This window comes from Ruegeria sp. BG7, assembly GCF_056535685.1.
The window spans coordinates 171,191-189,770 of the sequence record NZ_JBQFIU010000001.1; the positions used below are offsets into that span (position 1 = coordinate 171,191).

General features: G+C 56.5%; 18 protein-coding genes and 1 tRNA gene. 6 read left to right on the forward strand and 13 right to left on the reverse strand.

Translation table 11 applies throughout. From position 1 onward, the window contains the following. Window positions 1-7: 7 nt before the first annotated feature. From ACR3EH_RS00905 to ACR3EH_RS00920, 4 genes are all read right to left on the reverse strand, one after another. Window positions 8-1,336, reverse strand: a complete 1,329-nt coding sequence (locus ACR3EH_RS00905; protein WP_171089942.1) for a TRAP transporter large permease — start codon at window positions 1,334-1,336, stop codon at window positions 8-10. An 11-nt stretch (window positions 1,337-1,347) separates the two neighbouring features. Then, on the reverse strand, window positions 1,348-1,860 hold the full coding sequence (locus ACR3EH_RS00910; protein ID WP_171089940.1) for a TRAP transporter small permease: 513 nt from the start codon (window positions 1,858-1,860) through the stop codon (window positions 1,348-1,350). Window positions 1,861-1,971: 111 nt separating this feature from the next. Next, window positions 1,972-3,117, reverse strand: coding sequence for a TRAP transporter substrate-binding protein (locus ACR3EH_RS00915; RefSeq protein WP_171183142.1), 1,146 nt, complete (start codon window positions 3,115-3,117; stop codon window positions 1,972-1,974). 23 nt (window positions 3,118-3,140) lie between these two features. Then, entirely contained in the window at window positions 3,141-3,326 is a 186-nt protein-coding gene (locus ACR3EH_RS00920; RefSeq protein ID WP_050602530.1) for a hypothetical protein, read from the reverse strand. A 135-nt stretch (window positions 3,327-3,461) separates the two neighbouring features. Here ACR3EH_RS00920 and ACR3EH_RS00925 point away from each other — a divergent pair, with 135 nt between their 5' ends. Continuing rightward, window positions 3,462-4,484 (forward strand): LacI family DNA-binding transcriptional regulator, encoded by a 1,023-nt coding sequence (locus ACR3EH_RS00925; protein ID WP_171183139.1) that lies wholly within the window; start codon window positions 3,462-3,464, stop codon window positions 4,482-4,484. A gap of 26 nt (window positions 4,485-4,510) precedes the next feature. Here the strand turns inward: ACR3EH_RS00925 and ACR3EH_RS00930 are convergent. The 6 genes from ACR3EH_RS00930 to ACR3EH_RS00955 all read right to left on the reverse strand — a co-directional run bounded on the left by ACR3EH_RS00930 (window position 4,511) and on the right by ACR3EH_RS00955 (window position 10,055). Next, window positions 4,511-4,584: transfer RNA gene (locus ACR3EH_RS00930), tRNA-Gly, on the reverse strand. A gap of 70 nt (window positions 4,585-4,654) precedes the next feature. Further along, on the reverse strand, window positions 4,655-5,482 hold the full coding sequence (locus ACR3EH_RS00935) for a polyphosphate kinase 2 family protein (protein ID WP_171183109.1): 828 nt from the start codon (window positions 5,480-5,482) through the stop codon (window positions 4,655-4,657). Window positions 5,483-5,603: 121 nt separating this feature from the next. Beyond that, a complete protein-coding gene (locus ACR3EH_RS00940) occupies window positions 5,604-6,665 on the reverse strand; it encodes a methyltetrahydrofolate cobalamin methyltransferase (protein ID WP_171089932.1) in 1,062 nt (353 codons plus the stop codon). A 9-nt stretch (window positions 6,666-6,674) separates the two neighbouring features. Continuing rightward, window positions 6,675-7,601 carry a methylenetetrahydrofolate reductase gene (locus ACR3EH_RS00945; RefSeq protein ID WP_171646930.1) on the reverse strand — a complete coding sequence of 309 codons (927 nt, stop codon included), beginning with the start codon at window positions 7,599-7,601 and terminating at the stop codon, window positions 6,675-6,677. A 24-nt stretch (window positions 7,602-7,625) separates the two neighbouring features. After that, a complete protein-coding gene (locus ACR3EH_RS00950; RefSeq protein ID WP_171089927.1) occupies window positions 7,626-7,922 on the reverse strand; it encodes a virulence factor in 297 nt (98 codons plus the stop codon). A gap of 246 nt (window positions 7,923-8,168) precedes the next feature. Continuing rightward, window positions 8,169-10,055 (reverse strand): PhoX family protein, encoded by a 1,887-nt coding sequence (locus tag ACR3EH_RS00955; protein WP_171183106.1) that lies wholly within the window; start codon window positions 10,053-10,055, stop codon window positions 8,169-8,171. 181 nt (window positions 10,056-10,236) lie between these two features. Between ACR3EH_RS00955 and ACR3EH_RS00960 the strand changes: the two genes are divergently transcribed. Together ACR3EH_RS00960 and ACR3EH_RS00965 are read left to right on the forward strand one after the other, a co-directional pair. Next, window positions 10,237-11,349: a Ppx/GppA phosphatase family protein gene (locus ACR3EH_RS00960; RefSeq protein ID WP_171183104.1), complete on the forward strand. Its 1,113-nt coding sequence runs from the start codon at window positions 10,237-10,239 to the stop codon at window positions 11,347-11,349. After that, complete coding sequence (locus tag ACR3EH_RS00965) at window positions 11,349-12,071, forward strand: RlmE family RNA methyltransferase (RefSeq protein WP_171183101.1); 723 nt, start codon at window positions 11,349-11,351, stop codon at window positions 12,069-12,071. The genes ACR3EH_RS00960 and ACR3EH_RS00965 overlap by 1 nt, the downstream gene beginning before the upstream one ends. On the opposite strand, the gene ACR3EH_RS00970 is transcribed toward ACR3EH_RS00965, so the two are convergent. From ACR3EH_RS00970 to ACR3EH_RS00980, 3 genes are all read right to left on the reverse strand, one after another. Then, the gene (locus tag ACR3EH_RS00970; protein WP_171183099.1) at window positions 12,068-12,259 is read right to left on the reverse strand and encodes a hypothetical protein; all 192 of its coding nucleotides are present in this window, start codon (window positions 12,257-12,259) and stop codon (window positions 12,068-12,070) included. The two genes, ACR3EH_RS00965 and ACR3EH_RS00970, sit on opposite strands and share 4 nt — an antisense overlap. A gap of 87 nt (window positions 12,260-12,346) precedes the next feature. Further along, window positions 12,347-14,242 (reverse strand): cytochrome c3 family protein, encoded by a 1,896-nt coding sequence (locus ACR3EH_RS00975; protein WP_171646929.1) that lies wholly within the window; start codon window positions 14,240-14,242, stop codon window positions 12,347-12,349. Next, window positions 14,239-15,105, reverse strand: a complete 867-nt coding sequence (locus ACR3EH_RS00980; RefSeq protein WP_171183096.1) for a YihY/virulence factor BrkB family protein — start codon at window positions 15,103-15,105, stop codon at window positions 14,239-14,241. The genes ACR3EH_RS00975 and ACR3EH_RS00980 overlap by 4 nt, the downstream gene beginning before the upstream one ends. Before the next feature lie 170 nt (window positions 15,106-15,275). On the opposite strand from ACR3EH_RS00980, the gene ACR3EH_RS00985 reads away from it, so the two are divergent. The 3 genes from ACR3EH_RS00985 to ACR3EH_RS00995 all read left to right on the forward strand — a co-directional run bounded on the left by ACR3EH_RS00985 (window position 15,276) and on the right by ACR3EH_RS00995 (window position 18,572). Then, window positions 15,276-16,361: an AI-2E family transporter gene (locus ACR3EH_RS00985; RefSeq protein WP_171183094.1), complete on the forward strand. Its 1,086-nt coding sequence runs from the start codon at window positions 15,276-15,278 to the stop codon at window positions 16,359-16,361. 3 nt (window positions 16,362-16,364) lie between these two features. After that, window positions 16,365-17,477: an acetoin utilization protein AcuC gene (locus ACR3EH_RS00990; RefSeq protein WP_171675547.1), complete on the forward strand. Its 1,113-nt coding sequence runs from the start codon at window positions 16,365-16,367 to the stop codon at window positions 17,475-17,477. A gap of 117 nt (window positions 17,478-17,594) precedes the next feature. Continuing rightward, window positions 17,595-18,572, forward strand: coding sequence for an AAA family ATPase (locus ACR3EH_RS00995; RefSeq protein WP_171183091.1), 978 nt, complete (start codon window positions 17,595-17,597; stop codon window positions 18,570-18,572). Window positions 18,573-18,580 lie beyond the last annotated feature (8 nt).

The following is an 18,580-nucleotide window of genomic DNA, read 5'->3' on the forward strand; positions in this document are numbered from 1 at the left end:
AAAGGTCCTATTGGTAGATTTCAGGAAGCAAGGTGGTCGAGACAGCTGGTACGTAGGCGATCAGCAGCACCACGATCAGCATGGTCAATACGAAGGGCACAGCTCGGGCGGCAATCTTCAGAATCGACTCGCCGGTAATGCCAGATACAACGAACAGGTTCAGACCAAGCGGTGGTGTGATGAAACCAACACCCAGCGCAGTGATCATCATGATGCAGAACTGGATTTCGTTCATGCCAATGTTGTCTGCCAGCGGTTTCAGGATCGGTGCAAGAATCACGATGTTAGGCGTCGTCTCCATCACGCAGCCTGCCGCGATCAAGATGCCGATCATCAACAGGATCAGCAGATAAGGATCATCCGTCAGCGACGTCACCGAGGTCACAAAGCCCTGAGGGACACCCATAATCGCCAGCGCTTCGGCCAGCGGCGCAGAAAAAGCGATGATGGGCAGGATCACCCCGTTCACTTTCGCCGAACTGACCAGCATCGACGGGAAGTCTGCCAGCGTCAGTGTGCGCAGGATGAAGCCCATGATGATGGTGACGACAACAGCGGTCGCACCGGCTTCGGTCGGCGTCAAGCGACCCGAGAAGATGCCGTAGAAGATGATGCCCGGAACGATAAAGGCGTACCAGCCGGATTTGAGCGCCTTGCCCAGGTTGGACAGCCACTCACCCATAGTCATCATCCCGCCGCCCTCATAGGCATAAAGGCGATTCATGATGATGTTGGTGATCAGGATCGATACCAGAATGGCCAGTCCGGGGATCAGAGCGGCCAGAAACAGCGTCGAAGCTGAAATACCCAGCACAAGCCCGATGATGATATAGGCAATCGACGGCGGGATCAGAATGCCGGTACAGGCCCCGGCGGCTACCAGCGCACAGGCATAGGGGCGCGGATACCCGCTTTCAACCAGACGGTTGATGGTCATCCGACCCACAGCAGCAGCGCCCGCCGCGTCCGAGCCCGAGATCGCCGCAAACATGCCACAGACAAGCACGGTGGCCGACCCAAAGCCGCCTTTGGCAAAGCAGGTCAGCGCTTCGGCCACGTCCAGAAACTTGCGCGATAACCCTGTGCGAACCAGAACGTCCCCGGTCAGAATGAACAGGGGCACAGCGGTCAACGCAAAGGCATCGATACCGGTGAAAAGGCTTTCGCCCACCAAGCTTAGCGGCAAGTCGCCGGACATGATCAGCATGACGATAGCTGCCGACCCAATGGCGGCCCAAACGGGCACAGCCATGGCGATCAAAGCAACGAACAGGATCACGGGGACATAAAAATCCCACCCAAGTTCAACGGTTTGATTGAGGGAATTCCAAAGCATTCAATTTCTCCTCAGTCAAACAGCTTGTCGCCTTCGAAGACGGGGGTGCCGTCTCGCAGACATTTCAGATCACGCATCAGGGATTGGATCAGCCGCCAGATCATCAGCGCAAATCCAGTGGGTACAGCCATCAGGAACCAGACTTTGGAAACCCGCAACCCATCTGTTACCGAGCCGAACTTGGCCGAGACATGAACCGCCTCGTAAGACCAATAGAGCGCGATAACGGCCACGACGAACATCACCAGATCGCCGAAGATATAAAGCAACGCCTTGGGGCGCGGCCCAAGGTAATGCATGATGACGTCAATTCGGATATGCGCACGTTCCTTGACCGCAGCGGCGGCCCCGATCCAGGCGAGGTAGATGAAGGAATAGCGCACGATCTCTTCGCCCCAGATCGACGAGTAAGCGAAGATCTCACGCCGCAGCACTTCGATCGCCATGGTGATCACCAGCATCACGTAGAACACCAGCAACAGCCAACGCTCTGCGTTTCGGTCAATGTTTTGAAGAACGGTCATCTGATCCTCCGGCGATAGGACAGCCAGACCCGCGCCTACCGTGGCGGGCCGATTACAGCCTGACTGTAGAAAATAAACGTGGACGCCTGGATGGCGTCCACGCATAGCGCCTTAGGCGTCGTGAACGTAGTATTTGCCCTGCGTTCCGGCAGCTTCGACCAGCTTTTCAAAGTTTTCCATCGACCCGGCCAGTTCGGTCTTGAACGGATCCCAGTCGGCGTTCTGATAGCCGCCCGCATCCTGCCATTCGGCCAGTTGGTCTTCACTGAGCGAATGGAATTGGACGCCTGCCTTGTTCAGCTCGGCCATAGCGTATGCACGTGCCGACGGAACCTTGGACAAGTTCTGGTGCGCGGTCATTTCAGACCCCCACATGATGCCTTCTTGAACGTCAGCGGGCATCGAGTTGAACCACTCGAGGTTACAGGAATAAACTTGGCTGTCCGGAACCGCTTGTGTGAAGGTCACGTGGCTCAGTATGTCCTTGAAGCCGAAGACAAACAGCGCGCCAACCGAAGGATCAAGCGCATCTGCGACACCTTGTTTGATGGCCGAAGGTGTCTCACCCCAGGCAACAGGGGTCGGGTTGGCGCCAACCATACGGTAATATTGCTGGAGCATCTTCGAGCCGGGAACACGGAACTTGATTCCACTCATGTCGCCCGGCGTGATGACTGCATTGCCACCCTGACGAACCGCAACAACACGGGGATCGATGTTCACATAGAATAGCGCCTTGAAGCCCGCAGCTTCGACCTTGGGATGAACCTCATTCTTCCACGTGTCAGAATGGACAAGGTTGGTGAAACGCTGGTTCGAACCGCACAGATACGGCATGTTGATCAGATCAACGGTCGACGCAAATGGCGCGAAGTTCGACAGCGAATGCTGCGCCGCCTGAATGGTGCCGCCTTGCACTTTCTGCACAAGGGATCCACCGGCACCCAGCTGCCCACCCGGAGCCAGTTTGACATAGACTTTACCATTGGTGGCGTTCTGGATGTTTTCTTTAAGATCCAGCTGCATGATCGGATAGCTACGCGATGCCCCCAAAACATACGCCGTCGCGATGGTCATCACATGATCGGCCGCCTTTTCCCGCTCGCTTTCTTCCTTGGCGGTCTGCGCTGCGGCTTCAGACGACCACAACACCCCGCCTGCTCCGGCGACCAAAGCAGCCGTGAACGCACCACTTGCGCTCAGCTTTAGGAAATTGCGACGTTCGGCTGACGCCAGTTCGGTCTTGTCGTTGTTCATGAATTGCCCTCCCAAGCAAAAGTTCAGCTGCCGTCTGTTGCGTCGCGGTCAGCCTCCTTTTTCAGAATTGCGACAACGAACAAGATCGACGCCGCGAACAGAACCAACATCTCTCCTACGTCCCCAAGAAACGCACTGTTCGCATAGGCACCCAAGGCGACGTTGGCGAAATAGATCGCAAAAACGACGGCTGATGCAGCAACAAACATTTCAGGGCTCCCTACAGAATCGGCTCTCAAATTCATTTGTAAGCGCTTACATGATAAATGCAAGCGCTTACATCTCCACTTTCAAAGTCCTTAAAAAACGCATAACTTAGGGCAAACGGAATTATGAGTTTGAAAATGTCAAAACATAGATCCGCTCCGACGTTGGATGACGTCGCCAAGGCTGCGGGTGTTTCAACTGCCACGGTATCGCGGTGCCTGAACAATCCGCAGCAGGTCGTCGAAGCGACGCGGAGGCGTGTTTTATCTGCGGTCGACGCTTTGGGATATACCCCGAACTTTGCTGCGCGTGTGATGGCGGCGAAACGATCTTTTACGATCGGAGCAATCATTCCAACGATGGAAAACGCCATTTTTGCGCGGGGTTTGCAAGCTTTTCAGGAGGAAATTCACAAACGCGGATACACGCTGCTGGTATCCAGCTCTGCCTACAAACCCGAAGTTGAACAAGAACAGATCCGAACCCTTGTGGCCCGTGGCGCGGATGCGCTTTTGCTGATTGGCCATGATCGCGATGAACGAATTTATGACTATCTGGAACGTCAAAGGGTGCCAGCTTTGGTTGCCTGGTCGTTCAGTCCGAACAACCGCACGCCATCAGTTGGATTCGACAACCGGCAAGCCATGAAAACCCTGGCTCAGCAGGTCATTGGACTGGGTCATACACGTCTTGCAACGATTTCGGGCTTTAGCAAGGGAAACGATCGCGCTCGGCTGAGAATTGAAGGAATCCAGGATGCGATGACTGAAAACGGTCTGGCGACCGATGATCTGATCGTTGCGGAAACTACTTATGAAATCGAAAACGGGGCCGAGGCTTTTAGGGACCTCATGTCTCACGCGCGCGTGCCTACAGCAGTTCTTTGTGGCAACGACGTTCTGGCCGTAGGGGCCATGCGACAAGCCCAAGAGATGGGGCTGCGTGTACCTGACGATGTCTCGATCACTGGGTTTGACGACATCGAACTGGCCCGTATCGTTTCCCCCGCCCTTACGACAGTTCACGTCCCCCATCGCGAGATGGGTCAAAAAGCGGCGCTGGAGTTGATTCACATGATCGAAACAAACGCGCCCGGTCGTTCTGAGGAACTGTCTACAAGACTGATATGCCGCGCGTCCTTACAGGCAGCAACAGGATAAGCGAGGCGAAAATTTTTCCGGAAGTTTGGAGCGGGTAGCGGGAATCGAACCCGCGCGTTCAGCTTGGGAAGCTGACAGGCTACCATTACATCATACCCGCCGCGCCCTTTGAGTTACCACCAGTGCGGACAGAGGTTCAACCCGGCACGGGACAGATCAGGCGTAAATTATCACTCAGTCCGGGCGCGCAGGCTGTCGATCAACGATTGGTCAACGTCCAGCGCTTCTCCGGCGGCTTCCAAAGTTCGTTTGTCCAAGTGCTGCGGGTTCATGTCAACGCCATCAGAAAACGCATCAACAATGGCTTGCATCGCCTTGATACGCGCATGTTTCTTGTTGTTCGCAGGAATGACGTGCCAAGGGGCCAACTGGGTCGAGGTACGCGCCAGCATTTCGTCAACAGCGACCTCGGCAACATCCCATTTCTCACGATTTCGGAAGTCTTCATAGGTCAGCTTCCAGCGCTTCAAAGGGTTTGTCAGCCTTTCGGTAAACCGGCGCATCTGTTCATCCTGCGAGATATGAAAGAACAGTTTGACGATCCGCGTGCCGTCATCAACAAGCATCCTCTCGAAATCGTTGATTTCCTGATAGGCAGCGCGCCAGCGTTCTTCCGGCGTCAGTTTTTCAATCCGTTCGACCAGAACCCGACCGTACCAGCTGCGGTCAAAAGCCGAGATCGCACCCGCAGGCGGTAATCGTTCCCAAAACCGCAAGAGATAGTGCCGGTTGAGGTAGTAGTTTCGCGGGGCTCCGATGGGCCAAACCTTGAAACTGCGCGGGTCCAGCGCTTGGCTGATCCGGCGAATAGTTCCCCCTTTTCCTGCAGCATCCCATCCTTCAAAGACCAAAACACCCTTGAGGCCATGAAACAGATACGCTTGTTGAATTCTGGCAAGCTTGGCTTGTAAATCGATCAGCTGATCAAAATAATCCTTCTTATTGAGACGCTTAGTCAGGTCTGCATCCGAAAGTTTCGGGGGATGATGTTTGCTCATGGTGCCACCTGATCTTTGTGCGAATGATCCGGGTATTGTGAAACCTTCTGCGCAATCGACATTGATCAGAGTCAAAAAGGCCGGGCACTGGGCCCGGCCTTTGGTGTCAGATTAGATCCGTTCAGGCGCGACGGCGACGGCCACCACCGCGACGGCCACCGGCCGCACCTGCAGCACCGGCTTCGTCAGGCGCTTTGTTGAACCGGATCCACTCGCCGCCATGCGGGTCGTTATTGGTCAGCAGGTTGGCGGCGCGAATGGCCTCCATCTCTTTACCAGCGCGCGGCTTGGTCGAACCCAAACCGAACATCTGTACAAACGCTTCGTCATCCATGCCTTCAGGCAGAATGATGCCAGCTGCGGCTACGGCTTCTTTCTTCTCGGCGATCTTTTTCTGTGTCACCGGCAACGCGACCGGGTTCATGATGGCCGAGGTCATACCAGCGCCCATTGCCATCGGCAGGAAAGCGTTGTTGATGCCGTGACGGTTCGGCAGACCAAACGAGATGTTCGAGGCACCGCAGGTGGTGTTCACGCCGAGCTCTTCGCGCAGACGGCGGACCAGAGCAAACACCTGTTGACCGGCAGTCGCCATCGCACCAATCGGCATGACCAGCGGGTCTACGACGATGTCATGTGCCGGGATGCCGAAGTCAGCGGCACGCTCAACGATTTTCTTGGCAACGTCAAAGCGCACATCGGGATCTTCTGAGATACCGGTGTCGTCGTTCGAGATTGCCACAACCGGCACGTTGTACTTTTTGACCAGCGGCAGAACCAGTTCCAGCCGCTCTTCTTCGCCGGTGACCGAGTTCAGCAGCGGGCGGCCTTCTGCGGCCTCAAGGCCGGCTTCCAGAGCGCCCGGAACCGACGAGTCGATGCACAACGGAACTTCAACCAGACCCTGCACCAGTTCGACGATCTTGCGCATCAGCGGCGGCTCGGTCTCGTTTGGGTTGGGGTTCGAGTTGTAGACAACGCCTGCGTTGATATCCAGAACGGTTGCACCAGCCATCACCTGCGCCAGCGCGTCTTTCTCAACGGTCGAGAAATCGCCCGCTTCCAGCTCGGCCGCCAGTTTCTTGCGGCCGGTTGGGTTGATCCGCTCACCGATCACACAGAACGGTTCGTCAAAGCCCAGAACGGCGGTTTTTGTTTTTGATTCTACGACTGTACGGGTCATGTCCGTTCCTTAGGAGTTTACAGGCTTTGCCGAAGCGCCGCCGTTATTGATCGCCCAGTTGGCGTTGGTCTTGATTCCACCCAGCGGGAAGAAGTGCACGTTGGTGATATTGAAATCCGGGTTGGCTGCTTTGTGCTCCGCCAGTTCGGTGATCACGTCGGTCGGCTCATACGGCAGCAGCAGCTTGGACACGTCCATGGCGCGTTTCTGCAGAACTTTCAGCGACGGGCCAACGCCACACGCAATGGCAAACTTGATCAGCGTTTGCAGCTTGGCTGGACCCGCGATGCCGATATGGATCGGCAGATCGATACCAGCTTCTTTCAGGCTGTCAGCCCATGCGATGATCGGTTTGGCGTCAAAGGCAAACTGTGTCGCCAAAGCCATTTCCGCATCGGTGGTTTCTGAGAACTTTTGCTTCCAACGCAGCGCGTCGTCCACATTCTTGGTCGAACCGTCAGGGTCGATATCCTTGTTTCCTTCCGGGTGACCGGCAACGTGCAAGCGCTTGAAGCCCGCCTTGTCGAACAGACCAGTCTCCAACAATTGCATCGAGCTGTCGAAATCACCATGCGGGTTGGCAACGCCACCGGCCAGCAGCAACGCCTGATCAACGCCCGCTTCACCCTGGTACATGGAAATCCAGTTTTCCAGAGTCGCCGCGTCTTTGATGATCCGCGCCGGGAAATGCGGCATCACCGGATAGCCTTCGGCCGCGATGCGCTTGGCGGTCTTGACCATGTCCTCGATCGGGGTGCCCTCGATATGAGCGATATAGACGCGCGTGCCTTCGGGCAGAAGCGCGCGGAAATCGTCGACCTTTTCAGCGGTACGCGGCATTACCTCGATCGAATAGCCTTGCAAAAAGGCTTCGACGGTTGGGTTCACAGGGCCGGTTTCGACCGCATCACGTTTTTTGAAGTTCAGCAAAGCCATTTCGGCCTCCCTTAAAATCTGGGCTTACGCCCAACCGTCATTGGCGATCAGCGCTTTGATGCGGTCCTGATCGTATTCTGTTTCCAGACGCACCGCCTCGGTCTCGGCAATCTCGGCGGGATCGCCATCTACTGCAAAGGGTGCGGCTTTGCGCCATTCGGCCAGGTAAGCATCACTGTCCTTGGCGTTCACCTTCATGGCAGCCCGGTCGATGGCTTGCTCGAACCGTTCTTCCAACTGCCGCTTTGCGCCACGACGGCCTTTGCCGACGATGACCTGAGCGGGAATGTCGCGCCAGTACACGATTGTGACGTCAGGCATTGCTGTGATTCCTCCTAACCCGATGGGCCGGTTCTAAACTTCAAACTTAGCTTTGGTCGGTCGGTTTTCGACACACGACGCTTTTCCAGCGACCTTTTTGCCAAAGCTAGCCAAGGGCGCTTTTACACAAACAAACCACAGACGCGCATATCATAATTCTCAACGTCACTATGAAAGCGCTGCATAAAACGCAAAAACCCCAGACGGAGTTATCCGTCCAGGGCGGTATTTCAAAGGTCAGTCGGTTTAGCCGACCAGACCACCATCTTCGCGTGTCACCGCGATGATCGCCGAACGCGGTACTGCATCACCGCCTTCGGGCCAGTGACTGTTGCCGTCCTCGCCTGGGTGCTGGATGCCCACGAACATGGTGCGGCGATCCGGTGACCAGCTGAGGCCGGTGATCTCACACTCATTCGGGCCGACAAGGAAACGGCGGATTTCACCGGTGACCGGGTCACCTGCCAGCATCTGGTTGTTGCCCTGCCCTTCGAAGTCGCCTTCATTGCCATAGTTGCCGTCGGTCTGGATCCACAGCAGGCCATTGCTGTCGAATTTCAGACCGTCGGGCGAGTTGAACATGTTGTCGGCATTAACGTTGTCAGACCCACCGTAGGCATCCTGATGCACGCTGGGGTTGCCCGCCAGCACATACAGATCCCAAGCAAAGCCCGAAGCGGTATGATCACCACCTTCAGGACGCCAGCGCACGATCTGGCCATAGTTGTTGGCCTCACGCGGGTTCGGACCGTTGACCGAGGTGTCATCACCACCGGCATTCGGTTTGACGCCTCGGTTCTTGTTGTTGGTCAGACAGCAGTAAACCTCGGCCACGTTCGGGTTAGCAGCAACCCACTCCGGGCGGTCCATGGTGGTCGCGCCTACGGCAGAACCGGCCTGACGGGTGTGGATGCTGATTTCAGCTTGCGAAGCCAAACCAGTTGTCTCAGGCGTCAGATCCAGCCATTCGCCCGTGCCGTCGTCATTGAACTTGGCAACAGACAAGGTGCCGTTTTCCAGCAAGGCGTTGGTGTCAACGCCAGCGGCGTAAACGCCATCCGAAACAAAGCGATACAGGAACTCGCCACGTTCATCGTCGCCCATGTACACAACAACACGACCGTCATTGTTCACCACCGACTCGGCGTTTTCGTGCTTGAAACGGCCAAGGGCGGTCAGCTTGCGCGGGGTCGAGGTTGGATCGGTCGGGTCGATCTCGACCACATAGCCGGCGCGGTTTGGTTCGTTGGGGTTTTTCGACACGTCGAACCGATCATCGATCTTGGCCCAGCCATAGCCCCAATCTTTCGACGAGACGCCATAGCGTTTGAGCTCCGCACTAACCTCGTGGTTTTCGTCTTCTGTCGAGAAGTAGCCATTAAAGTTTTCTTCACAGGCCAGGTAGGTGCCCCAAGGGGTCATACCGTTGCCGCAGTTGTTCCAGGTCCCTTTCGAGGTTGTGCCCGTCGGGTCCGCGGCGGTTTTCATCAGGTCATGAGCGGCCGCAGGGCCGGTGATCGTCATATCGGTCTGCGGTGTAATACGACGGTTGTACGGGCTGTCCTTGACGATGCCCCATGTGCCGCCTGTGTTGGCAATCTCGACCACAGTCACGCCATGCGCCATCATACCCTTGGCAACATCGTCGTCCGAGGCCGCCTTGGCGTCGGGGTTGTTGCCCCAAAGGATGTCACGGTTGGTATATTCATTATTCACGACCAGCAGCACGTGGCCATCATGGAAGAACACGTCCTGACCGTCGGTGTTGTCGCCAAATGCACGCTCTTGGCTGGCAGCGGTGCCACGGGTCGCGTGATCGAACTCGGGCGCGTCAGACCACAACGGGTCGCCCCAACGCACCATAACCTCGGCTTTGTAGCCCGGAGGTACAATCACGTCGTCTGCAGTGGATACAGGGATCGCCTCGAACGAGAACCGGTCAGCTGCCGCACGTGCGCCCGAAGGAATCAGCGCACCACCAACGGCTGTGAAACTGCCCATCGCAAGAACACCGCCCAGGAATCCGCGACGTGACAAGGCGCGCTCGACCACTCGGTCAAATTCACATTCTTCAGGACGTGGGTTTACGACCTCATCATATTCATCGAAGGAAAGGGTGCGTTCGTCTTTCATGGCAATCTCCGTATCTGGCTGAAAGCTGGTAGAGAATCCCGTATCGGGGATCCCGCGTGGGGATCGCATTCCAGTATGAACGCTGTGTGACACTCACGTTAATTTCAAAATTGAAATCACTTGCGCGTCGGCGATCCCCCGCCTAGGGTCAAATTAACTCGAAAATCGGAGGGCGTGACGAATGGCGCCCAAGCGTCCCAAAGGTGCGGGCGCGTTCCCGAAGGCGGTTGAAAGCCCCGCGCCGGCAAGACCCGATCCAGATGCGCTCTATGCAGCGCTGGATCTGGGAACAAATAGTTGCCGCATGTTGATTGCCCAACCCAAGGGGAGCGGGTTCCATGTGGTCGACAGCTTCTCCAAATCCGTGCAACTGGGCTCGGGTTTGGAACGCACCGGACGGCTGTCGCGGGCGTCTATGTCGCGTACCGTGCAAGCGCTTCGGATCTGTCAGCAAAAGTTGAAGCGCAACAAGGTCAAACGCATGCGTTTGATTGCAACAGAAGCGTGCCGTCGCGCCAAGAATTCGCGTGAGTTCATCCGGCAGGTAAAGCGCGAGACCGGGCTTACTTTGGAAATTATCCAGCCCGAGGAAGAAGCGCGTCTGGCGGTGATCTCCTGCGCGCCGCTGGTTTCGACGAAGACCGAACAACTGTTGGTCGTCGACATCGGTGGCGGTTCGACCGAACTGGTATGGATCGACATCTCGTCCGTTCCGCGCCGTGATCGTCCGGCTGCAATTATGCGCTTGCACAACGGGTTCCACACCGCCGACAGCCCTTTTCCGGCTGCAAAAGTCGTGGATTGGATCAGTGTTCCCCTTGGCGTGGCCACGTTGCGCGACCAATTCCACGACGTGGAAGATGATGCCGCCCGCTTCGCCCTTATGAGCTGGTTTTTTGAAGAAAATCTGGCCGATTTTGCGCCCTACAAAGACGAACAAACCCGCGAAGGGTTTCAGATCGTTGGAACGAGCGGCACGGTGACAACCGTTGCGGCCTCGCATCTGGGGCTCAAGCGCTATGACCGGACCAAAGTGGACGGTCTGCGCATGACCAGCGATCAGATTGACAAAGTCATACGCGGGTATTTAGAACTCGGCCCTCACGGGCGACGCCGGGATCCTCGGATTGGGGACGACAGGCAGGCCCTGATCATGTCCGGCTCGGCCATTTTGCAGGCATTGCTACGCTGTTGGCCCACTGATCGCCTTTCCGTGGCGGATCGTGGGCTGCGCGAGGGTCTGCTTTATGCACAGATGAGCGCGGACGGAGTATTAGAAGACGGACCGTTCTGATGGCGAAGACACCGACTGGTAAAAACAACTCGGGCCGCGGGCAGCGCGACCTGAAGGTCAAGGTTAAAACCGCGCGCGGGCGCAAGCTCAGCTCGACCCGGTGGCTTGAACGACAGTTGAACGACCCGTATGTCAAACGCGCTCAGGCCGAAGGGTATCGCGGGCGCGCGGCTTTTAAGATACTGGAACTGGACGATAAATTCAGGTTTCTCGTACCGGGTGCGCGCGTCGTGGATTTGGGCTGTGCACCCGGAGGCTGGCTGCAAGTCGCGGTCAAACGCGTAAACGCGCTGGGCGAGAAAAGCGGTAAACGGATCGGGACCGTTTTGGGCGTCGACCTGCAAGAGGTCGAACCCGTTGCTGGAGCAACCGCCCATGTTCTGGATTTCATGGAAGACGACGCCGACGTAAAGGTCAAAGAATGGCTTGGCGGTAAAGCCGACGTTGTGATGTCAGACATGGCCGCTGCGTCTTCGGGTCACAAACAGACGGACCATTTGCGCATCATGGCCCTGTGCGAAACGGCGGCTTACTTTGCGTTTGATGTGTTGGAAGAAGGTGGCACCTTCGTAGCCAAGGTTCTGGCCGGAGGCGCCGAAGGCGATTTGCAAAAGCTGTTGAAACAGAAATTCCAGAAAGTCGCCAACGTGAAACCGCCCGCTTCACGCTCGGACAGTTCCGAAAAATTTGTTGTGGCAACAGGGTTTCGCGTCCGAGATTAATCCTCGAGACGAATACGATCTTCGGTCAGGCACTGCGCACGGAAAGAGGCGTTTGCCATGCCCTGCAACATCAACGCTTCTCCATGTGACACGTATACTGGTGCGCGTCCGCGCAGCTCTTCTATGCGTTGGGCAAGTGAAACCGAACTGACACCCACAGTTGGTCGCTTTTTCGCATCATTGGACATGTTTCACCTCTGAACAGCACACTCATCCCGTCCGTAACGTGAAATTTTGCCCTGAAAATGGAGCAATTCGGGCGGGGATGTGCCGGATCAGGGACCAAGCTGTTGCGACAATTGTTGCAGGTTCGGGTCGTTTGGTAGCAGGTCCAGCGCCTCACGCAGCACAGCGCGCGCGGCGTCGGGACCGCGATTGATATGCGCCAGTTGCACCAACATGGGCCACGCTTCGCCCCTTTGCGGGTCCAAAGTTACGACTTCGCGAAACGCCTGCTCGGCTGCTGGCGCGTTGCGCAGTGTCAAAGCCATACCTCCTAGAACAAGATGGGTTTCCGGGAAATCCAATCGGTTCGCGATCGCCTGCTGCCACTCTGACATGCCCTGCCCGGCCAGCGATTGTTGCTGAGGTGACAGAGCTTGCGGTGGTATCGTCAGGAACTCTTTCGCGGCAGCAATACGTACATTGCGCAACGGGTCTGACAACAAAGGCTCCAAACGCTGCACCTGCTCAACTGGGTTGGCCTGACGCTGCAGAGCAGCTGCATTGGCGCGGATCAAGGGGTCATCCTCTTGCAGCAATGACGAAGTCGCCGCGGCCAAGTCCGGGGAAGCGAAGGGTTGCAGCAAGTAGGCCGCTGTTGCCCGCACGATTCCGGCATTGGATGGGTCCATCGCGACGGCCAGCAAACCTTCGGGCGTGTCCAACCTGCCTTCAGCAGCGGCATTGAAATCCGTCCCAAAATGCGGACCGCGGTGAGTGGCATCCGGGAACCACCCTTCGATCTGATTGGTCGCCCAGTCCTGATCCCGATCTTCATGACAGTCGGTACAGGCATCGACGCCCAGCCCGAGATCAGGCCGTGGGATGCGGAAGCTGTGATCGCGGCGCCCATCGACGCCCATATAAACCCTTTCGATCATATGGCAGCTTTTGCACTGCGCGCCGTCACTGTTTTCAGGATGATGATGATGCGCGGGCGTATCGTATTCTTTTGCTGTAAGCGTCGGAAAGTTCGGGTTCCCTGCCGGAGAATGACACTGAGTGCAAACACCGTTTCCTTCCGCTTTCAGTTCAGCGCTGTGGGGTTCATGGCAGTTCATGCACCCAACGCCTTGCGCGTACATCTTGGATTGCAGGAACGAACCGTAGACATACACCTCATCCAATATCTGCCCGTCCGGGTGGTACGATCCGGGGCGCAACAGGGCCAGGTTATAGGCGTCGTGATAGGGCGTGCCGGGCATAGGGTTGCCATCGCCATGCGCCTCGCGCCGGGAATGGCACCCGGCACATTGCTGGATTTCCGCCTCGGTTTGTCCCTTGCCCCAATTCATCAGAAATCCTGCTGGTCCCAGGTCTTCGGAAATGTCCCGACCATTCACCCAATCGATATGCGCGGATCCCGGACCATGACAGGCCTCACACCCCACGCCGATTTCAACCTGTTGCGACGTATAGGATCGGGTTTCAGCGGAATAGTTCTTTTCAAACCCAGTGGCGTGGCACTCGGCGCAGCGACCGTTCCAATTTTTGTAAGGGCCAGTCCAATGCAACCCGTCATCCGGCGGCAAATCCTGATCGGGATAGAGATGAAACCACTCCTTGCGTTCCGTATCCCAGACCACGTCAAAGCTTTGTAAACGCCCCGGTTCGGTTTCAAACAGGTACTGCTGCAACGGCTCGATCCCGACGACAGAATGCACGTCATAGTCTGTTGCTACACCGTCCTTTTCGGTGACGCGGGCCGTATGACTGTCTGCGTCTTTTCCGAACTCGACTGTCATCCCATCAAGGTCAAATCGGGTTCCGTCAAAATCTGCAACCAGCGCGCCGTCATCCACTTTTGTCCAGGCCAGCGCATGGTGAGAGGTTGCCCAGGCTTCAGCTTCTTGCTGGTGGCAGTCGATACATTGATCTGAGCCTACATAGTCTTGGGCCTGCGCCCCACCTGCCAGCAGCAAGCAGAAAGTAAGAACAAAGGACCTCATGCCTTATCTCCGTCTGCTGCGTTGTTCAGGTCCATCAAAGCGCCGTTATATTCTGCACCAAGGATCAGCATCGCCGAACACAGATACAAAAAGATCAAAGCGGCCATCGCACCAGCCAGCCCCGCATAGGTGGCGCTGTAGGTGGCGAATTGGCTGATGTAGATCGAAAACGCCCATCCACCTGCCGTCCATAATGCCAAAGTCAGCACTACTCCGGGCAGAATTTGCGAAAGCTTATGCCGACGGGTCGGCAGGATGAGATGGGCCAGAAGAACCGTGCCAGCTGGCACCCCCACCGTGAATGTCCAGCGCAGGCGATCGACCGAAAACCATTGCGTTACGGCTACGTCAGTGTGCTCAGCCACCAGATTGGTGTAAACCGGCAAAATCACTTCTACCGCGGCGATGACCAGAATAGCTGCACCCCCAAGTATAACCAGCACCAGACACAGCAGCCGGGTTTTCCAAAACGGCCAACTGTCCTGATCGTGATAGGCTTGGTTCATGGCGGCGCGCACTGCTGCCACGCCGTTCGACGCAAAGTAGATCGCCAGTAGACCACCCAACGTAATGACACCCGTTCCCGACCCGGCCAAAACCGCGCGCAGTTCAGCCACTATTGGATCGGCGACATCCTTGGGCCACGCGCCGAAAATCAACTCGATCAACTCATCGGTCACATAGCCCTGCGAAAGTGAACCGGCCAAAGCAACGGTGAACAGCACAAATGGAAAGAGTGCCATCATCAGCGACATGGCGACATGGCTGCTCATGACGGGTCCATTTTTTCTGCCGAACCGGCGTAGCGCCAGCCACAGGGCCTGAACCAGTCGGCCGAATAGAGGATTCGCAGGTTTGGTCATCCTTCAACCCTAACCCACCGGAAAAAAACACAGAACCCGTCATCGGTATCAAATCGAAAAATGCGGTCAATCGCGTTGGTGAACGCATTGCATCCGACCTATTGGGCGTGCAGGATTACGCAGCGCAATACCGCGAAAGCGCAGGCATCGTCGAACGAACAGGAAGGCAAATGACCCCGGATCGCAAAGAGAGTTACGTTCGGCCCAGGCTACGCCTGTCAGTAGTGCGCGACACATGTATCGTCGCGACTCTAATTGTTGTGGGTCTCTATGCCGGGGCGACGTTTTTGATTCCGCTGGCCATGGCGCTGCTGATCAACGTTCTGATCCTCGCGCTCAGTGACCGGGTTTCGGCATTAACACGCGCGCCGGTCTGGCTGGCAAATATTGCCGGCGTTACCGTGGTTTTGGCCGGCTTGTTCATGATCATGTACATCCTGGGAAGCCAGGCCACACAGTTTGCGCGGTCGATCAGCACATATGAAAATCAGTTCGACGGCGCGGTGGAACGCATCACAGGACTGGTTGGAAATGACGTAACCAGGTTCATTCGGGACAATCTGGTCAATATTGACATGAATTTCATCGGTCGCCTGCTTCTAGGCAGCGCCACATCATTGCTGAACCAGTTCTTTCTCATCAGCCTCTACGTCGCCTTTCTGATGGCTGAACGTCTGGCCTTTCGCAAAAAGATCCAACTCGCCGCCGGAGATCCGAAGACCGGAGCTGAGTTTGCGACCATGCTGGATGCAATCTCGGTCAGCCTGCAGCGCTATGTTGGTGTTAAAACGCTGATCAGCCTGATTACCGCAGGCATCAGCTATACCGTGTTTCGCGCTTTAGGGCTGGAATACGCGGAAACCTGGGCGGTTTTGACCTTTGCGCTGAATTTCATCCCTTCCATTGGGTCAATCATCGCCGTGTTCTTTCCCGCCATGATCGCGTTGGTTCAGTTCGAAACCATCGGGCCGTTTTTGGTCATTGTTTTTGGCTGTGGGACACTGCAGTTTTTGATCGGCAATTTTCTGGACCCCGCCATGCTGGGACGCTCGCTAAACATGTCGACATTTCTGGTTATTCTGGCCCTGACATTCTGGACAACTGTTTGGGGGCTTATCGGTGCATTCCTGAGCGTTCCGATGACAGTGTGTATCCTGATTGTCTTTAGCCATATTCCTGCGTTGCGCCCGGTTGCCATCATGATGTCCCTGGATGGCAGATTGGGCGAGGATGATCGTCAGGCCCCTGCACGTTAAACCATGCAGAGCCCCATTTTCATCGGTTCGGAAATTTATCGCAACTCGACTTACGGATCGAAGCATCCGCTGGCCATTCCAAGGGTTTCAACAGTCATTGACCTTTGCCGTGCGCTGGGCTGGTTGACACCCAAAAACTATCGCGTCAGCCCCTGCGCCAAACCCAGCGCGTTAGAGACGTTTCATGCCCCGGATTACATCGCCGCACTGCAAAAGGCGGAACAGGAACAGTACGTGTCGGACCAAACGCGTGAACGTTACGCGCTGGGCACTTTGTCGAACCCTGTATTTCCCGAAATGTACCGACGCCCTGCCACGGCTGCAGGCGGGTCCATGCTTGCAGCGGAACTCATCCGAGACGGCGGTATCGTTTTTAACCCGGCGGGCGGAACACATCATGGGCTGGCAGATCGGGCCAACGGGTTTTGTTACCTCAATGATCCGGTCCTGGCGATCCAGACCCTGTTGAATGCGGGGCTCGACCGTGTGGTCTATGTCGACATTGATGCCCATCACTGTGACGGGGTTGAGGTTGCGTTTCATGGATCAACAAACCTGCGTATGATTTCCATGCACGAAGCGCGGCGATGGCCTTTTACCGGTAATCTAGACGATGACGCAGGCGGGGCCGCTTTCAACCTTCCGGTTGCCCGAGGCCTGAACGACAATGAATTCAGCGCGATCCTGGACGAACTGATCCTTCCTGCCACGGCAGCCTTCAAGCCGCAGGCCATCATCCTGCAATGCGGTGCGGATGCCGTGACCGAGGATCCTTTGTCGCGTTTGACCTTGTCCAACTCTTCGCACTGGAACGCGGTCGCCGCGCTGAAGGAACTCGCACCCCGATTTCTGGTGCTGGGCGGTGGCGGCTATAATCCGTGGTCCGTCGGGCGGTTGTGGACCGGAGTGTGGGCCACTCTGAACGGGTTCGATATTCCCGATAGACTAGACACGGACACCCAAACCATTCTGCGCGCGTTGATCTGGAACCGGTCGGTAGGCCGGAACCCACCCTCACACTGGTTGGACGAGCTGCGGGACATTCCTAATTTCGGGCCGATCCAAGATGAACTGAAACAGGACTTGCGCCGATTAGCCGCGCGGATTTCGTGGTAGATCGTCTGAATGAACATTGCTAACATACGGGCGTCACGACAGATTTTCTGCTCTCAGCCTTTTTTTTGAACAACCACGTTGCTAACGCCGAATGTGGACGCCGATTGGACCCGCTAAATGAATGCACTTAATCAGATAAATGATCTCAAGGCCCGCATGGGGCAATCCATCATCGGACAAACAGACGTAATCGACCGCTTGTTGATCGGGATGTTGGCCAACGGCAATTTGCTGATCGAAGGACTGCCCGGTTTGGCCAAAACCCGCGCGGTAAAGGCGATGGCCCGCAATCTGGACGCAAGTTTCAGCCGCATCCAGTTCACGCCCGACCTTTTGCCCTCGGACGTCACTGGTACTGAGGTCTTTCAGCAAACCGAAGAAGGCGGAAACTTCCGGTTCGAGCCTGGCCCGATCTTTGCCAATATCGTTCTTGCAGACGAGATCAACCGCGCACCCGCCAAGGTTCAGGCAGCGCTGCTTGAGGCAATGGAAGAGCGGCAGGTAACCGTCTCAGGTACCACACATAAAATGGAACCGTTGTTCATCGTGATGGCAACGCAGAACCCGATCGAACAAGAGGGTACCTACCCCTTGCCGGAGGCGCAGATGGACCGGTTCCTGATGCATGTCCAAATCACTTACCCCCCGGTCGAAGACGAAGTTGAAGTAATCCGACTAGTACGCAGAGAAGAGATTGCCGCAGGCCAAGGCGGGGCTAAGGATGCGCCGACGACGATCCCTCAGGACGCCGTATTTGCTGCGCGCGCCGAGATCGGGCAGATCCACGTTTCTGATGCGATGGACCGTTACATGGCCGATCTGGTGCAAGCCACTCGGACCCCCGGTGCGCTGAGCGAGGAATTGGCCAGTTGGATAGACATCGGCGCTAGCCCGCGCGCTTCGCTGGCACTGGACAAATGCGGACGCGCCCATGCCTGGATGAACCAGCGTGATTATGTAGACCCAGCCGACGTACGCGCCATCGCCCATGACGTATTCCGACATCGCATCACCCTAAGCTTCGAGGCGCAAGGCAGCGCGAAATCCGCCGATGATGTGATATCGGAAATCCTGCAGCTTGTTGCGCTGCCCTGATAGCTAAG

Coding starts and splice junctions, on each gene's coding strand:
- ACR3EH_RS00905 (WP_171089942.1), bottom strand. CDS start 1,336: ATGCTTTGGAATTCCCTCAATCAAACCGTTGAACTTGGGTGGGATTTT.
- ACR3EH_RS00910 (WP_171089940.1), bottom strand. CDS start 1,860: ATGACCGTTCTTCAAAACATTGACCGAAACGCAGAGCGTTGGCTGTTG.
- ACR3EH_RS00915 (WP_171183142.1), bottom strand. CDS start 3,117: ATGAACAACGACAAGACCGAACTGGCGTCAGCCGAACGTCGCAATTTC.
- ACR3EH_RS00920 (WP_050602530.1), bottom strand. CDS start 3,326: ATGTTTGTTGCTGCATCAGCCGTCGTTTTTGCGATCTATTTCGCCAAC.
- ACR3EH_RS00925 (WP_171183139.1), top strand. CDS start 3,462: ATGTCAAAACATAGATCCGCTCCGACGTTGGATGACGTCGCCAAGGCT.
- ACR3EH_RS00935 (WP_171183109.1), bottom strand. CDS start 5,482: ATGAGCAAACATCATCCCCCGAAACTTTCGGATGCAGACCTGACTAAG.
- ACR3EH_RS00940 (WP_171089932.1), bottom strand. CDS start 6,665: ATGACCCGTACAGTCGTAGAATCAAAAACAAAAACCGCCGTTCTGGGC.
- ACR3EH_RS00945 (WP_171646930.1), bottom strand. CDS start 7,601: ATGGCTTTGCTGAACTTCAAAAAACGTGATGCGGTCGAAACCGGCCCT.
- ACR3EH_RS00950 (WP_171089927.1), bottom strand. CDS start 7,922: ATGCCTGACGTCACAATCGTGTACTGGCGCGACATTCCCGCTCAGGTC.
- ACR3EH_RS00955 (WP_171183106.1), bottom strand. CDS start 10,055: ATGAAAGACGAACGCACCCTTTCCTTCGATGAATATGATGAGGTCGTA.
- ACR3EH_RS00960 (WP_171183104.1), top strand. CDS start 10,237: ATGGCGCCCAAGCGTCCCAAAGGTGCGGGCGCGTTCCCGAAGGCGGTT.
- ACR3EH_RS00965 (WP_171183101.1), top strand. CDS start 11,349: ATGGCGAAGACACCGACTGGTAAAAACAACTCGGGCCGCGGGCAGCGC.
- ACR3EH_RS00970 (WP_171183099.1), bottom strand. CDS start 12,259: ATGTCCAATGATGCGAAAAAGCGACCAACTGTGGGTGTCAGTTCGGTT.
- ACR3EH_RS00975 (WP_171646929.1), bottom strand. CDS start 14,242: ATGAGGTCCTTTGTTCTTACTTTCTGCTTGCTGCTGGCAGGTGGGGCG.
- ACR3EH_RS00980 (WP_171183096.1), bottom strand. CDS start 15,105: ATGACCAAACCTGCGAATCCTCTATTCGGCCGACTGGTTCAGGCCCTG.
- ACR3EH_RS00985 (WP_171183094.1), top strand. CDS start 15,276: ATGACCCCGGATCGCAAAGAGAGTTACGTTCGGCCCAGGCTACGCCTG.
- ACR3EH_RS00990 (WP_171675547.1), top strand. CDS start 16,365: ATGCAGAGCCCCATTTTCATCGGTTCGGAAATTTATCGCAACTCGACT.
- ACR3EH_RS00995 (WP_171183091.1), top strand. CDS start 17,595: ATGAATGCACTTAATCAGATAAATGATCTCAAGGCCCGCATGGGGCAA.